We start from the raw sequence: 14,910 nt of genomic DNA, 5'->3' as shown, positions 1-14,910 counted from the left end.
TGCGCACCGGAGTTGCCAGGTGCTGCCAGTACCAGCATCAGCGGGCTCTCGTTACCCGTATACGTACGGCACCAGCCTGGAGCCCATGACCGCGACATCCGAAACGGCGGCCCCACGCTCCGTCACCAGTAGAACTCCCACCGCTGACAAGACCCCCGGCCGACTGCTCGCCGTGGTGCTCACGGCCCAGTTCATGGCGATGCTCGACATCTTCATCGTGAACGTCGCCGCCCCGACGATCCGTGCCGAACTCCAGGCGTCCGGAGCTCAGTTGCAGCTCGTGGTGGCCGGATACACCATCTCGTACGCCGTGCTTCTCGTCGCCGGCGCCCGGCTCGGCGGTGTGTTCGGCCACGGCCGCGCGCATCTGGCCGGGCTCGCCGTCTTCACCGCCGCCTCGCTCGCCTGTGGACTGGCCGCGGACTCGGGTCAGTTGATCGCCTTCCGGGTGATCCAGGGGGCGGGCGCGGCGGTGATGATCCCGCAGGTGCTCAGCCTGATCCAGCAGCACTTCACCGGGGTGGCGCGGGTGCGCGCGATCGGTGCGTACAGCGCCGTGCTGGCCACGGGGGCCGCGGCGGGGCAGGTCGCCGGCGGGGTGCTGGTGAGCGTCGACCTGTTCGGGGCGGGCTGGCGGCCGGTGTTCCTGGTCAACGTGCCGATCGGGCTCGTCCTGCTGGTGCTCGGCGCGCGGGTGCTGCCGGGCGAACCGCGTACCGGGGAGGCCCGGAGGGAGGCGCGGAGGCGCGGCTTCGACCCGGTGGGCCTCTTCCTTCTCGCGGTGGCCGTCACGCTCCTGACCGTGCCGCTGGTGCTCGGCCAGGAGCTGGGCTGGCCGGACTGGACGTGGGCCTGCCTGCTCGCCTGCGTGGTGGTCCTCGCCGGCTTCGTGGCGTACGAGACACGGCTCGCCGCGCGCGGGGGTGCGCCCCTGATCGCGCCCCGTGTGCTCCGGTTGCCCGGAATCGCCGTGGCGGCGGTGCGCATCCTGCTGGCGATGGCGGCCAACGCGGGCTTCCTCTTCACGCTGACCCTGCACCTCCAGGGGGGCCTCGGATACTCCGCGCTGCACGCCGGGCTGATGTGCGCGCCGACCGCGGTGGTATTCGGCGCGGCCGGGCTGACCTGGCGGCGGTGGCCGGCGCGGCTCCAGCGGTACCTGGTGCCCGGCGGGTTCGCCGTGCTGGCCGCCGGTGTGACGGTGACCGGTCTCGTGCTGCGGGGCGGGGGCGACGGGAGCGTCGCGCTGTACGCGGGTTTCGTGCTCATCGGCGGGGGTATGGCTCTCGCGTTCAGCCCCAACCTCGCGGGCGCCCTGGCGGACGTACGTCCCGAGGACGCCGCCGACGCCAGCGGTGTGCTGGTGACCGTGACCCAGCTCGGGCAGGTCATCGGCGTCGCCGCCATCGGCACCCTCTACCTCAACCGCCTCGGCACACCGGGGCCGCAGGGGTCGGGGCACGCGCTGTGGGTCTGCGAACTGGCCCTGGCCGCGGTGGCGTGCGCGGGGGTCGCGGCGGGGCTCGTACGACGCCGGCGGCGGACGGGAACGCCGGTCGGCTGACCCTCTTGCGGGGTCATGGCAGAATCGGACCGCCGGAGGGGGCGACGGACCGAACGGGAGGGTGTGCGCGATGCCTGGGAGCCGCCACGAGGTCCCGCAGCCGCCTTTCGTCCGCCGGAGCCGGAGCTGATCCATGGGTGCACACAGGCGGAAGTGCGACTGGTGCGGCAGCGGTACGCCCATCGTCAGGGACATGGACCCGGTCAACGCGGACTATCAGTACTGGTGCGAGGAATGCGCCCGGGCGCTGATCATAAAAGGCGACCCCATCGAGACCTACCGGGAGCTCGAAGGGGAGCCGATCTACGGCCGGCTCCTTGAGGAGCACTGCACCCTCAAGCGCTTCTACTCCTTCGCCACGGCCTGACCGCTTCCCCTCCTCCGGCGGGAGAAAACCGGGCGGACCGGAATCGATTTGGTGGACGGCCCGGGTGACCGGTACTGTTCTCGATGTCGCCAGGGAGACCGGGCGGCACGACAAGGGGCTATAGCTCAGTTGGTAGAGCGCTTGCATGGCATGCAAGAGGTCAGGAGTTCAATTCTCCTTAGCTCCACAGTGAAGAAGGAACGGCGGGCCATCCCAATCGGGTGGCCCGCCGTTCTGCGTGCGAGGACCGGTCGACGGCTATGGCCCGGAGCGGGACCGGCTCGGTGCGGTACCCTGACGCCATGCGTGCCGTAGCCCTTCTGCTTAGCGAGCCGCGCTGATCAGTCCCGACCGGTGAGAACGCCTGGTCGGCATCAGCGCGGCGTCCCCTCCTGTGCGAGGGGATTTTTCGTTTCCAAGGACGTGTGTCCGTAGACGTGGATGCCGGCAGATGACGATCGATGGAGCTTTGAGGATCATGAGCGAGACGAATTCCGCAGCGGACGCCGCTGCGCCGCACCGCTACACGGCAGCGATGGCCGCCGACATCGAGGCACGCTGGCAGGACTTCTGGGACGCCGAGGGCACGTACGAGGCACCCAATCCGACCGGTGACCTGGCGGGCGACCCGGAGCTGGCCGCCAGGCCCAAGAAGTTCATCATGGACATGTTCCCGTACCCCTCGGGTGCGGGGCTGCACGTCGGCCACCCGCTGGGCTACATCGCCACCGACGTCTTCGCCCGCCACCAGCGGATGACCGGGCACAACGTCCTGCACACCCTGGGCTTCGACGCCTTCGGTCTGCCCGCCGAGCAGTACGCCGTGCAGACCGGCACGCACCCGCGGGTCTCCACCGAGGCCAACATCGAGAACATGACGGCGCAGCTGCGCCGACTGGGCCTGGGCCACGACAAGCGCCGCTCGTTCGCCACGATCGAGTCCGAGTACTACAAGTGGACCCAGTGGATCTTCCTGCAGATCTTCAACTCCTGGTACGACACCGAGGCGGACCGCGCCCGGCCGATCGCCGAGCTGGTCGCCCAGTTCGAGAGCGGCGAGCGCGCCACCCCCGACGGCCGTGACTGGTCCGCGCTGACCGCCGCCGAACGCGCCGACGTCCTGGGTGAGTACCGGCTGGCCTACGCCTCCGACGCGCCGGTCAACTGGTCGCCCGGCCTGGGCACCGTCCTGGCCAACGAGGAGGTCACCGCCGACGGCCGCTCCGAGCGCGGGAACTTCCCCGTCTTCAAGGCGAAGCTGCGCCAGTGGAACATGCGCATCACCGCCTACGCGGACCGGCTGCTGAACGACCTGGACGGGCTGGACTGGCCCGAGGCGATCAAGCTGCAGCAGCGCAACTGGATCGGCCGCTCCGAGGGCGCGCGGGTCGACTTCGCGGTCGACGGCGCGGGCAGCGTCACCGTCTTCACCACCCGCCAGGACACCCTGTTCGGCGCCACCTACATGGTGCTGGCGCCGGAGCACGAGCTGGTCGAGCGGATCATCCCCGCCGCCTGGCCCGAGGGCACCCACCCGGTCTGGACGGGCGGCCACGCCTCCCCGGCCGAGGCGGTCACCGCGTACCGCAAGCAGGCCGCCGCCAAGTCGGACGTCGAGCGGCAGGCCGAGGCCAAGGACAAGACCGGTGTCTTCACCGGTGCGTACGCCACCAACCCCGTCAGCGGCGAGCAGATCCCCGTCTTCATCGCGGACTACGTCCTGATGGGCTACGGCACCGGCGCGATCATGGCCGTACCGGCGCACGACGCGCGCGACTTCGCGTTCGCGCGCGCCTTCGAGCTGCCGATGCGCTGCGTGGTCGAGCCCTCGGACGACCGCGGCACCGATGCCTCGACGTGGGAGGACGCCTTCGCCTCGTACGACGCGAAGCTGGTCAACTCCGCCAACGACGAGATCTCGCTGAACGGTCTGGGTGTCGCCGACGCCAAGGCCCGCATCACCGAGTGGCTGAAGGAGCACGGCGTCGGCGAGGGCACCGTCAACTTCCGGCTGCGCGACTGGCTGTTCAGCCGCCAGCGCTACTGGGGCGAGCCGTTCCCGATCGTGTACGACGAGGAGGGCATCGCCCACCCGCTGCCCGAGTCGATGCTGCCCCTGGAACTGCCCGAGGTGGACGACTACTCGCCGCGCACCTTCGACCCGGACGACGCCGACACCCAGCCCGAGACCCCGCTGTCGCGCAACGCCGAGTGGGTCAACGTCACGCTGGACCTGGGCGACGGGTCCGGTCCGCGGAAGTACCGCCGCGAGACCAACACCATGCCCAACTGGGCCGGCTCCTGCTGGTACGAGCTGCGCTACCTGGACCCGAACAACTCCGAGAAGCTGGTCGACCCGGCCATCGAGGAGTACTGGATGGGCCCGCGCGAGGGGCAGCCGACCGGCGGCGTCGACCTGTACGTGGGCGGTGCCGAACACGCCGTGCTGCACCTGCTGTACGCGCGCTTCTGGTCCAAGGTGCTGCACGACCTGGGCCACGTGTCCTCCGCCGAGCCGTTCCACAAGCTGTACAACCAGGGCATGATCCAGGCGTTCGTCTACCGGGACAGCCGTGGCATCGCCGTCCCGGCGGCCGAGGTCGAGGAGCGCGACGGGGCGTTCTACTACCAGGGCGAGAAGGTCTCCCGCGTCCTGGGCAAGATGGGCAAGTCCCTGAAGAACGCCGTCACGCCCGACGAGATCTGCGCCGAGTTCGGCGCGGACACGCTGCGCCTGTACGAGATGGCCATGGGTCCCCTGGACGTGTCGCGGCCCTGGGACACGCGTGCGGTCGTCGGCCAGTACCGCTTGCTGCAGCGGCTGTGGCGCAACATCGTCGACGAGGAGACCGGCGAGGTCACCGTGGTCGACACCGAGCCCGGCGAGGACACGCTGCGCGCGCTGCACAAGGCCATCGACGGCGTCGGCGGCGACATGGCCGGGATGCGCTTCAACACGGCGATCGCCAAGGTCACCGAGCTGAACAACCACCTGACCAAGGCGGGCGGCCCGCTGCCCCGCCCGGTCGCCGAGGCCCTGGTGCTGCTGGTGGCGCCGCTGGCGCCGCACATCGCCGAGGAGCTGTGGCACCGGCTGGGCCACACGGAGTCGGTCGTGCACCAGGACTTCCCGGTGGCCGACCCCGCGTACGTCGTGGACGAGACCGTGACCTGCGTGGTGCAGGTGAAGGGCAAGGTCAAGGCGCGTCTGGAGATCTCCCCGTCGATCACCGACGCGGAGCTGGAGGCGCTGGCCCTGGCCGACCCGGCCGTCGTCGCCGCGCTGGGCGGCGCGGGCATCCGCAAGGTGATCGTCCGCGCGCCGAAGCTGGTGAACATCGTTCCCGCCTAGTCACTGCCACGGGGTGGGGGCTTTCCCCTACGGGCAGGTTGGGGGTTCCGCCGGAACCCTCAACCTGCCCGTTCCGTTTACGGTGGAGAAGACCGGTGTACGTGTACCGGAGGCCGTCACACCATCCGAGGGGCGCTCATGGAAGCCGTCATCCTGATTCTGGGGCTGCTCGTCGTCGCCTTCATGGCGCTGGGCGTCTATGCGACGGTCAAGGTGGTCGGGGCGGCCCGGCGCGGCGTGGACCGCACGATCACGCAGGCACGCCGCACCGTCGAGGACACCACCCTGCGGGCCAAGAGCTACGGCCAGCTGGGCGTCGGCGGTGAGCTGGCACAGCTGCGCCTCTCGCTGCGTACGTCGATGCGCGCCACTCAGGACGCCCTGCGGGCGGGCGTGGCCGAGGACGCGTCGCTGTCGGAGTCCCTGGGGCTGTTCGACCGGCTCAGCGTGCACGGACTCGAACTGGACGCGGAGCTGAAGGCGCTGGAGCGCGAGCCCGACAAGGCGACGGTGTCCTCGCGGCTGCCGGGCCTGAAGGAGCGCACCGCGCAGATCACCCGGTCCGCGGACTCACTGCGCTGGGCCGCCCGGGACCGGGCCCGCAAGTTCGCCGACGACGAGCTCTCGGCGCTGAACGCGCAGATCGACGTCGAGGCCGGGGCCCTGCGGCACTGGACCACGGCGGATCCGGCGCCCGGTCCGGCGCCGGAGTGGGGTGGCGGGGCGGACGCGCCGGGCGGTGTCGGGCGGCCGGCGTCCGACGCGCCGGACGAGGAGCGGAGGAAGCAGCCCGAGGCCATCACCGCCCGGGACCCCCGGCGGAGCAACACCTACCCGTGGCAGAAGGCGGCCCGGCCCGAGACCACGAACTGAGCGGCGCATACCCGCAGGCTTTGGACGCACCGGGGGAGGACGGCGGCCACCGGTGACCGAGGGTGGCAGGATGCGATGCGAAGCGATCGTGAGTGATCGCTCGCGCGGGGTCGGACTGCTTGCCCCGGGCGCCTGCGGGTAACCTCCGGGGCATGTCCCGCCATGTCGCGATCGTCACCGATTCAACGGCCTACCTGCCGCCCGACGCGATGCGGCGGCACGGCATCACGGCGGTGCCGCTGACCGTGGTGCTGGGCGATCAGGCCCTGGAGGAGGGCACGGAGATCTCGGCCCGTTCGCTGGCCCTGGCCCTGCAGAAGCGCCGTTCCGTGACGACGTCCCGGCCCAGCCCCGAGGTCTTCGCCGCCACCTACCGGGCCGTCGCGGAGGCCGGTGCGACCGGCATCGTCTCGCTGCATCTGTCGGCGGAGTTCTCCGGTACGTACGACGCGGCGGTGCTCGCGGCGAAGGACGCCCCGGTGCCGGTACGCGTGGTCGACACGGGAATGGTCGCGATGGCCCTCGGCTTCTGCGCCCTGTCCGCCGCAGAGACGGCCGAGGCGGGCGGCGGCCTGGACGAGGCCGTGGCGGCCGCCGAGAAGCGCGCCTCGGGCACCTCCGCGTACTTCTACGTCGACACCCTGGACTACCTGCGCCGGGGCGGCCGGATCGGCGCCGCGCAGGCCCTGCTCGGCTCGGCCCTCGCGGTCAAGCCCCTGCTCCAGCTCGACGGCGGCCGGATCGAGTTGCTGGAGAAGGTGCGGACGGCCTCGAAGGCCATCGCCCGCCTGGAGGAGATCGTCGCCGAGCGCGCGGGCAGCGGGCCCGTGGACATCGCGGTGCACCATCTCGCGGCGTCCGAGCGCGCTGAGCGGCTGGCCGAGCGGCTGCGGGAACGCGTGCCCGGCCTCGCGGACCTGCACGTCAGCGAGGTCGGCGCGGTGATCGGCGCGCACACCGGGCCGGGGCTGCTGGGCGCGGTCGTCTCGCCGCGCTGAGGCCCCGCTCGTCCGGCGAAAGTGTCACTCTCCGGAGTGGCCGAGTTATACACAATGAGCCCGTTGTCCACGGATATCGCCTGTGCTCAGCGGGATCCGGCGGGACTGCCTAGCGTCCTGATCCATGGCTTTCCGATCACATCGTGCAACCAGCGGACGCGGCGGGCCGGGTGCGGGTCCCGGCCGCGCCCCGGATTCCGACGGGCGCCTGCGCCGAGCGGCGCGCCCCGGACCGGGCCGCCGACGCCGGACCACAGCCCGCGCGGAGGCGGTCGCGGCGGCGCGCAGCAGGGCCGACGCGCTGATGGCCGGCGGGTCAGGGGGACGCGTCGCGCGATGGGGGACCGGGGGAGGGGCGCCTGTTGCGGCGCCCCCTGCCGCAGGCGGTGACGCGGAGGCGCCCTCGGGTGCGGTGGGCGCGGCGCCCGTGGGGCGGTGGGCGGCGGCCGTGTTCGCGGTGCGGGAGCGGCTGCCGATGTGGGTGCAGCTCCGATGCGGCCTGGAGCCGAAGACCCTTGCCGCGCTCGTCGTGGTCCTGGTCGCGGCCGCCGCGTTCGCCGGGATGCACTTCTGGTCCGCTCGGCCGGAGGGCGTGCGTGCTCCGGACATGGTCGGTGAGGGGGTGCTCGCACCTGCGCCGGTGCCGGAGGCGGACGCGGAGGCGGCGGCGGGGCCGGAGGGCGGTGGCCGGCCCGAGCCGTCCCCCGGGCCCGCCGCCGGGCCGGGCGGGCAGATCGTGGTGGACGTCAGCGGGAAGGTGCGCGACCCGGGGCTGCGCCGGCTGCCCGCCGGATCGCGGGTGGACGACGCGCTGACGGCGGCGGGCGGGGCGCGGCCCGGGACGGACCTGGCGGGGCTCAACCGGGCCCGGGTGCTCATGGACGGCGAGCAGATCGTGGTGGGCGCCCCGCCGGCCCCGGTCCAGGGCCCCGGTGCGGGCGGCCCGGCCGCGGAGGGGAGCGGGCCGGTGAGCCTGAACTCCGCGACGGCGGAGCAGTTGGAGGGGCTGCCGGGCGTCGGTCCCGTCCTGGCCCAGCACATCATGGACTACCGGACGCAGCACGGGGGCTTCCGGTCCGTGGACGAACTCCGCGAGGTCAACGGGATCGGCGCCCGCCGGTTCGCGGATCTCCAGCCCCGGGTGCGGCCGTGAGCGCGGGGGGCGCCCTCGGGGGGCCGGGCCCGCGCGCGGCGGCGCAGGTCCACGAGGAGCGGGACCTTCACGCGGCGCCGGTCCGGCGGCCGGGGCTTTCCGACCCCTGCCAGGAGGGCCCGGCCGACCTTCGGCTGCTCGCCCCGGCAGCGGCGGCCTGGGCAGGGGCCGGGCTGGCGGTGGGCGCTCCGGGACGCTGGGCGGCGGTGGGGGTGGTGCTCTGCCTGGGGACGGCGATGGTGCTCCTCGCGGTGGGGCTGCGGCGGTCCCGTGGCGCGGGTGTGGGTGGGGAGGCCGGTGGCGGCGGGGGGCGGGGCGGAGGAGTTGGTGGCGGCGGGGCGCCGGGCGGAGGCGTCGGTGGCGGCGGGGCTTCGGGCGTGGCCGGGGCGGCCGGGGCCGGGCGGGTGCGGTGGCGGTTGCGGGCGACGGCCGTTGCGGCGGTGCTGCTCTGCGGGGCGGCCGGGGCGGCGTCCGCCGGGCTGCACGGCGCCGACACGCGGTGGGGACCCGTGCCCGGACTGGCCCGGCAGTACGCGCGCGTCCAGGTGGAGATGGTCCTCACCTCCGATGCCCGGCGCACGTTCCCCCGGGTGCGCGGTGACCACAGCACGCCCGCCTCCCTGCTCCTGGACGCGGAGGTCACCCGGCTGACGCGGGCCGACGGCACGGCCGTGCGGCTGCGGACGCCGGTCCTGGTCATCGTCCCGCCGGGCGGCGCGGCGGCGGTCTGGCAGCGGCTGCTGCCCTCCACCCGCCTGCGGATCGCCGGGCGGCTGGCGCCTCCGCTGCACGAGGGCGAACGGGTCGCCGCCGTGCTGCGGCCCGACGGCAAGGCCCCGCCGAGGGTGACCGGGCCGCCCAGCCTCCTCCAGCGCACGGCGGGCCGGCTGCGCTCCGGGCTGCGCGAGGCGACCGACGGACTGGGCCCCGACGCGAGGGCGTTGCTGCCCGGACTGGTCGTCGGCGACACGTCACGGGTCAGCCCCGAACTGCACGACGCGTTCCGGGCGACCGACCTCACACACCTGATGGCCGTGTCCGGGTCGAACCTGGCGATTCTGCTCGTTCTGCTCATCGGGCCGCCAGGCCGGGCACTGCGTGCCGAGCGCGGAGGGCTGGCACCCAGGCTCGGGATCTCCCTGCGGATGACCGCGCTGCTCGGCGGCGGGCTCACGCTCGCCTTCGTCCTGGTCTGCCGGCCCGAACCGAGTGTGTTGCGGGCCGCCGCGTGCGGGCTGATCACGCTTCTGGCCATCGGCACCGGGCGGCGCAGGACGCTGATTCCCGCGCTGTGCGCCGCCGTGTTGCTGCTGGTGCTCTACGACCCATGGCTGGCGCGCAGTTACGGCTTCGTGCTGTCGGTGCTGGCCACCGGCGCCCTGCTGACCCTCGCCCCGCGCTGGGGCGACGCACTGCGCCGGCGCCGGGTGCCGCCACGGCTGGCGGAGGCACTGGCCGCCGCGGCCGCCGCGCAGGCGGTGTGCTCGCCCGTGGTGGTGCTGCTCGCCTCCCGGGTGAGCCTGGTGGCGGTCCCGTGCAATCTGCTGGCGGAGTTCGCCGTGGCGCCGGCCACGGTCCTCGGGTTCGCCGCGCTGGCCGTGGCGCCGTTGGCGATGCCGGCGGCCGGGCTGCTCGCCAGGATCGCGGGGTGGCCGGCCGGGTGGATCGCCTCGGTGGCCAGGACCGGAGCGGCGTTCCCCGGGGCGGAGGCCGACTGGCCCGGCGGCCTGCCGGGGGCCGCGCTGCTGGCCGCCGTGGTCCTGGTCCTGGTCCCGGCCGCACGCTGGGCCGGGCGGCGGCCCTGGGTGTGCTCGGCCGCCGCGCTGCTGCTGGTCCTCGCGGTGCTCCGGCCGGCGCCGCTGACGCGCGTGCTGACCGGGTGGCCGCCGCCGGGCTGGGCGTTCGCCATGTGCGACGTCGGACAGGGCGACGCCCTGGTGCTCGCGGCGGGGCGGGGCTCCGGCGTGGTCGTGGACACCGGCCCCGAACCCCGGCTCGCCGACCGGTGCCTGCGCGAACTGGGCATCAGCCGCGTCCCGTTGCTCCTGCTCACCCACTTCCACGCCGACCACGTGCGGGGGCTCCCCGGGGTGCTGCGCGGCCGGGTGGTGGGCGCGATCCAGACGACGGGCCTGGACGAGCCGCCGGAGCAGGCCGCGTTCGTCCGGAGAACGGCGGCGGGGGCCGGTGTGCCCGTCGTGCGGGCCGCCCCCGGGGAACGGCGGCGGATCGGCGGGCTGGACTGGCAGGTGTTGTGGCCGCCGGGCGCGGCGGGCGGGGCCCCGGCGGCCGGGCCCGTCCCGTACGGCGTCGCGCAGGACCCGAACGACGCCAGCGTCACGCTGCTCGTGCGGACCGGCGGGCTCACCCTGCTGCTGCCGGGCGACCTGGAACCGCCCGCCCAGCAAGCCCTGTTGCTCAGCCATCCGGAGCTGCCCCGGGTGGACGTGCTCAAGGTCGCCCACCACGGCTCCGCGCACCAGGACAGTGCGCTGCTGCGGGCCGTCCGGCCCCGGTTCGCCCTGGTGAGCGTGGGCCGGGACAACCCGTACGGGCACCCGGCGCCCAGGACGGTCGACGCGCTCGCGGAGGAAGGGGCGGTGGTGCTGCGCACCGACAGGGACGGAGCGATCGCGGTGACCGGTGCGGGAAGCGGGCTGCGGGCGGTGGGGCGGTCATGAGGGCGTACGCGGCGCGACGGCGGGCGGCGCCCGACGCGCCGGTCCGGACGGGGGTCCAGTGGGTCCTTGCCTCAGACCAGCCAGTTCCCGTCGGTCATCAAGTCGCGGCCGGGCTGCTCGTTGGACTCCCGCCAGGCCCGGACCGCGTACGGGGTGAAGCGGAGGTACACCCAGCCGGGGCGCCCCCGCAGGTCCCAGGAGAACTTCGCGGCGAATGCGTCGCCCGACGCCGGCGGCAGGTCCGTGCCCTCCACCACCTCGGCCGTCGCCTCGATCATGACCACGTCGCGGGTGTGGCCCAGGGCGATGTGGGCCCGGCCGTCCGGCGTCAGGTTGACCGCCGTCGGGTTGGTGCGCCGGGTCGCCATCAGCAAGGCGTCCCCGTCCCACACGAACCACAGTGGCACCAGGGTCGGCGCCCCGTCGGCGGAGGCCGTCGACACCCAGGCGTCCGTGTCCTTCTCCAGGCGGTCGAGTACGTCCTGCTTGCGCTGTTCACGGCTGCGCGCCGGTTCCGGGAGGGGCATGCGGCGCACGCTAACCCGCGCCCCGGCCGCGTAACACCGTCGCCGGACCTAGGACCAGTGGCGCATGGCGCGCGGCCGGTGCGGCGGCACAGACTGGCCCCATGGACCCGCAGCTGCCGCAGACCATCGACGCCTATCTGGACCGCATCGGGGCGGCCAGGCCCGCCCGCCCGGACGCCTCGGCGCTGCGTGAACTGCAACTGCGCCACCTCGTCGCCGTGCCTTTCGAAAACCTGTCCATCCACCTCGGCGAGGACATCGTGCTGGAGGACGGACCGCTCCTGGACAAGATCGTGGCCCGCGGGCGCGGCGGCTTCTGCTACGAACTCAACGGGGCGTTCGCCGTGCTGCTGCGGGCACTGGGCTTCCGCGTCACCCTCCTCCAGGCCCGGGTCCACGGCGACGGGGGACGGCTCGGCATTCCGTACGACCATCTGGCGCTGCGCGTCGAGACGGAGGACGGGACCGGGCCGTGGCTCGCCGACGTCGGCTTCGGCGACCACGCCAGGCACCCGCTCGCGCTCGACGTCCGCGCCGACCAGGAGGACCCGGGCGGCGTCTTCCGGATCGCCCCGGCCGCGACCGGTGGCGGGGAGTTCGGGGACCTCGACGTCCTCCGCGACGACGGGCCCCGGTTCCGGCTGGAGCTGCGGCCGAGGGAGCTGGCCGACTTCCGGGCGGGCGCCTGGTACCACCGCACCTCGCCCGACTCCCACTTCACCCGGGCCCCGGTGTGCTCGCGCAGTACGGACGACGGCCGAATCACCCTCAGCGGCCGCAAGCTCCTCACGACGGCGGGCGGGGAGCGGCACGAGGAACCACTGCGCGGCGACGCCGAGGTGCTGGCCGCCTATCGGGACCACTTCGGCCTGCGCCTGGACCGGCTGCCCGGAAAATCGGACCTTCGGTAACACCTGCGCCCAAGCCGGCGCCAGCCGCTCTGTTTGCCTCGAACGCCTCAAGGGTGGTCGAATGCATGCTCGTCGGCGGGCCGCTGCTCCGACAACGACGTCTGCCCTCCGGCCCGAGGTGAGCGAGTGCCCGGGAGTGTGTGGAGATGTTCGGCCGTTGGTTCGGGAACAAAGGAGCGACGGGTGCCGCTCGGGGCAATGCCTTCGCCGGACTGGCGGTGCCGGATTCGGCCGGTGTTCTCAGCTGCCGGGTGCTGGACCCGGTCAACGAGCCCGTGACGCAGGCGGAGTTCGTCCTGACGGACCGGGTGGGGCGCAAGGTGGTCGGGGGCGAGACCGACCCGTACGGCAGTGTCATGGCCACGGTTCCGGCGGGGGAGTACCGGCTGGCCGTCACGGCGGACGGGTTCACCCCCTTCCACGGTTCGGCCACGGTCACCGAGGGCGGCCATGCGAGCCTCGGCGATGTGACCCTTCAGGTCGCAGCCCCGCCGCAGCTGCCCGAACCGGGCGACTGGGAGATCGAACCGATGCACTCCCAGATCGGCTTCACCGCCCGGCACATCGGGATGGCCCGCATCCACGGCCGGTTCAACACCTTCGCCGGGGCGGTGCGGATCGCCGACCGCATGGAGGACTCGGCGATGCACGTGATCATCGACGCCGCGTCGATCGACACGAACGTCCAGATGCGCGACGACCACCTGCGCTCCAGCGACTTCCTGGACGTCGGCCGCTATCCGACGCTGGAGTTCTACAGCGACCGCTTCGTACACCGGGGCGGCACCCGCTGGGGTGTGAGCGGTGCGCTCACGCTGCACGGGGTGAGCCGTACGGTGACCCTCGACACCCAGTACCTCGGACTCGGCAACGGCATGGAGGGCGAGTCCCGGGCCGCCTGCCGCGCCACCACGCAGCTGCACCGCGAGGACTTCACGCTCACCTGGCAGACGATGCTGGCGCGCGGCATCGCGGTCGTCGGCCCGAGCATCTCGATCGAGATGGACGTCCAGATCGTCCCGAAGGGCTGACGGCCGGCCCCGCGGGTCCGTTCCTACGGAGCCTCCAGCCACCCCTCGTACTCCGCGGCGAACGCGTCGAGCGCCGCCGGGTCGAGACGGTGGTCCGGGTCCTCCACGACGACCAGCCACTGGGCGTCCTCGGCGTCGTCCTCGCCGGCCAGCGCGTCCCGCACGAGCTGTGGTTCGTCGGTGACGCCGAAGCGGTCGGCGAGTTCCTCCGCCGCCTCCTCGGCGGCATCGCGGTCGGGCAGCACCAGCACGTGTCTCTCATCGCTCACGTGCTCATTCTCGGATACGGGGGAGGGTGCGTCGGAGGCGGCCGTGGCCGGCCTGTCAGTGGCCCGTGGGATGCTGGACGGCGATGGCCACCAGAAAGAATTCCAGCGACGACCCGCTCGCCCCGCTCACGCTCGCCGTGGGGCAGGAGGACCTGCTCCTGGACCGAGCCGTGCAGCAGGTGGTGGCGGCCGCGCGCGCCGCCGACGCCGACACGGACGTCCGGGACCTCACCTCCGACCAGCTCCAGCCGGGCACGCTGGCAGAGCTGACCAGCCCCTCGCTGTTCGCCGAGCGCAAGGTCGTCATCGTGCGCAACGCGCAGGATCTGAGCGCGGACACGGTCAAGGACGTCAAGAAGTATCTGGACGACCCGGTCGAGGAGATCACCCTCGTCCTGCTGCACGCGGGCGGCGCCAAGGGCAAGGGGCTGCTCGACGCGGCCCGTAAGGCGGGGGCCCGCGAGGTCGCGTGCCCGAAGACGACGAAGCCGGCCGAGCGGCTGTCCTTTGTACGGGGTGAGTTCCGCGCGCTCGGGCGGTCCGCGACGCCCGAGGCGTGCCAGGCGCTGGTCGATTCCATCGGGAGCGACCTGCGGGAGCTGGCGAGCGCGGTGTCGCAGCTCGTCGCGGACATCGAGGGCACGATCGACGAGGCGGTCGTCGGGCGCTACTACACCGGGCGGGCCGAGGCGTCGAGCTTCACGGTCGCCGACCGGGCGGTCGAGGGGCGGGCGGCGGAGGCCCTGGAGGCCTTGCGCTGGTCGCTGTCCACGGGGGTCGCGCCCGTCCTGATCACCAGCGCGCTGGCGCAGGGGGTCCGGGCGATCGGCAAGCTGTCCTCGGCACGTGGCGGGCGGCCGGCGGATCTCGCCCGTGAGCTGGGGATGCCGCCGTGGAAGATCGACCGGGTGCGGCAGCAGATGCGGGGGTGGACGCCGGACGGGGTCGCCGTGGCCCTGCGGGCGGTCGCAGAGGCGGACGCGGGGGTGAAGGGCGGCGGGGACGACCCCGAGTACGCGTTGGAGAAGGCGGTGGTGGCCGTGGCGGGTGCGGCGCGGGGCGGGCGTAGCCCGCGGTAGGGGGCGGGCCCGCGCTTGTGTTCCTCAAGCGCCGGACAGGCTTGAACCTTCGGGCGTCCTCAAGCGCCGGACGGGCTGGTTGCGCCGCCCGGGCTGGGTTTGCCG

12 protein-coding genes and 1 tRNA gene are annotated in these 14,910 nt (G+C 73.5%); 11 read left to right on the top strand and 2 right to left on the bottom strand.

Annotated features, from left to right (window positions below):
* Positions 1–172 precede the first annotated feature (172 nt).
* The 8 genes from ACZ6C6_RS03640 to ACZ6C6_RS03605 all read left to right on the top strand — a co-directional run bounded on the left by ACZ6C6_RS03640 (position 173) and on the right by ACZ6C6_RS03605 (position 10,988).
* Positions 173–1,564 carry an MFS transporter gene (locus ACZ6C6_RS03640; protein WP_469199317.1) on the top strand — a complete coding sequence of 464 codons (1,392 nt, stop codon included), beginning with the start codon at positions 173–175 and terminating at the stop codon, positions 1,562–1,564.
* Between the two features lie 133 nt (positions 1,565–1,697).
* Positions 1,698–1,931: a hypothetical protein gene (locus ACZ6C6_RS03635; RefSeq protein WP_018103228.1), complete on the top strand. Its 234-nt coding sequence runs from the start codon at positions 1,698–1,700 to the stop codon at positions 1,929–1,931.
* Between the two features lie 114 nt (positions 1,932–2,045).
* Positions 2,046–2,118, top strand: a tRNA-Ala gene (locus ACZ6C6_RS03630).
* A 291-nt stretch (positions 2,119–2,409) separates the two neighbouring features.
* On the top strand, positions 2,410–5,283 hold the full coding sequence (gene leuS, locus ACZ6C6_RS03625) for a leucine--tRNA ligase (RefSeq protein WP_469198675.1): 2,874 nt from the start codon (positions 2,410–2,412) through the stop codon (positions 5,281–5,283).
* A 138-nt stretch (positions 5,284–5,421) separates the two neighbouring features.
* A complete protein-coding gene (locus tag ACZ6C6_RS03620; protein WP_469198673.1) occupies positions 5,422–6,156 on the top strand; it encodes a hypothetical protein in 735 nt (244 codons plus the stop codon).
* A 152-nt stretch (positions 6,157–6,308) separates the two neighbouring features.
* Positions 6,309–7,154, top strand: coding sequence for a DegV family protein (locus ACZ6C6_RS03615; RefSeq protein WP_469198671.1), 846 nt, complete (start codon positions 6,309–6,311; stop codon positions 7,152–7,154).
* Positions 7,155–7,566: 412 nt separating this feature from the next.
* A complete protein-coding gene (locus tag ACZ6C6_RS03610) occupies positions 7,567–8,307 on the top strand; it encodes a ComEA family DNA-binding protein (RefSeq protein ID WP_469198669.1) in 741 nt (246 codons plus the stop codon).
* Positions 8,304–10,988 carry a ComEC/Rec2 family competence protein gene (locus ACZ6C6_RS03605; RefSeq protein ID WP_469198667.1) on the top strand — a complete coding sequence of 895 codons (2,685 nt, stop codon included), beginning with the start codon at positions 8,304–8,306 and terminating at the stop codon, positions 10,986–10,988. The genes ACZ6C6_RS03610 and ACZ6C6_RS03605 overlap by 4 nt, the downstream gene beginning before the upstream one ends.
* A 71-nt stretch (positions 10,989–11,059) precedes the next feature.
* Here the strand turns inward: ACZ6C6_RS03605 and ACZ6C6_RS03600 are convergent, their stop codons facing one another.
* Positions 11,060–11,515 (bottom strand): pyridoxamine 5'-phosphate oxidase family protein, encoded by a 456-nt coding sequence (locus tag ACZ6C6_RS03600; RefSeq protein ID WP_469198665.1) that lies wholly within the window; start codon positions 11,513–11,515, stop codon positions 11,060–11,062.
* 101 nt (positions 11,516–11,616) lie between these two features.
* On the opposite strand from ACZ6C6_RS03600, the gene ACZ6C6_RS03595 reads away from it, so the two are divergent.
* Both ACZ6C6_RS03595 and ACZ6C6_RS03590 read left to right on the top strand, forming a co-directional pair.
* On the top strand, positions 11,617–12,426 hold the full coding sequence (locus tag ACZ6C6_RS03595) for an arylamine N-acetyltransferase family protein (RefSeq protein ID WP_469198663.1): 810 nt from the start codon (positions 11,617–11,619) through the stop codon (positions 12,424–12,426).
* 146 nt (positions 12,427–12,572) lie between these two features.
* The gene (locus ACZ6C6_RS03590) at positions 12,573–13,457 is read left to right on the top strand and encodes a YceI family protein (RefSeq protein ID WP_469198661.1); all 885 of its coding nucleotides are present in this window, start codon (positions 12,573–12,575) and stop codon (positions 13,455–13,457) included.
* A gap of 23 nt (positions 13,458–13,480) precedes the next feature.
* Here the strand turns inward: ACZ6C6_RS03590 and ACZ6C6_RS03585 are convergent, their stop codons facing one another.
* Complete coding sequence (locus ACZ6C6_RS03585; protein WP_073965243.1) at positions 13,481–13,726, bottom strand: hypothetical protein; 246 nt, start codon at positions 13,724–13,726, stop codon at positions 13,481–13,483.
* 83 nt (positions 13,727–13,809) lie between these two features.
* Between ACZ6C6_RS03585 and holA the strand changes: the two genes are divergently transcribed.
* The gene (gene holA / locus ACZ6C6_RS03580; protein WP_469198659.1) at positions 13,810–14,805 is read left to right on the top strand and encodes a DNA polymerase III subunit delta; all 996 of its coding nucleotides are present in this window, start codon (positions 13,810–13,812) and stop codon (positions 14,803–14,805) included.
* The last annotated feature ends 105 nt before the right edge of the window (positions 14,806–14,910 follow it).

Source organism: Streptomyces sp. NPDC041814 (assembly GCF_055590565.1).
This window is presented reverse-complemented; position numbering and strand designations above follow the sequence as displayed.

Coding starts and splice junctions, on each gene's coding strand:
- ACZ6C6_RS03620 (WP_469198673.1), top strand. CDS start 5,422: ATGGAAGCCGTCATCCTGATTCTGGGGCTGCTCGTCGTCGCCTTCATG.
- ACZ6C6_RS03600 (WP_469198665.1), bottom strand. CDS start 11,515: ATGCCCCTCCCGGAACCGGCGCGCAGCCGTGAACAGCGCAAGCAGGAC.
- ACZ6C6_RS03590 (WP_469198661.1), top strand. CDS start 12,573: ATGTTCGGCCGTTGGTTCGGGAACAAAGGAGCGACGGGTGCCGCTCGG.
- ACZ6C6_RS03595 (WP_469198663.1), top strand. CDS start 11,617: ATGGACCCGCAGCTGCCGCAGACCATCGACGCCTATCTGGACCGCATC.
- ACZ6C6_RS03615 (WP_469198671.1), top strand. CDS start 6,309: ATGTCCCGCCATGTCGCGATCGTCACCGATTCAACGGCCTACCTGCCG.
- leuS (WP_469198675.1), top strand. CDS start 2,410: ATGAGCGAGACGAATTCCGCAGCGGACGCCGCTGCGCCGCACCGCTAC.
- ACZ6C6_RS03635 (WP_018103228.1), top strand. CDS start 1,698: ATGGGTGCACACAGGCGGAAGTGCGACTGGTGCGGCAGCGGTACGCCC.
- holA (WP_469198659.1), top strand. CDS start 13,810: ATGGCCACCAGAAAGAATTCCAGCGACGACCCGCTCGCCCCGCTCACG.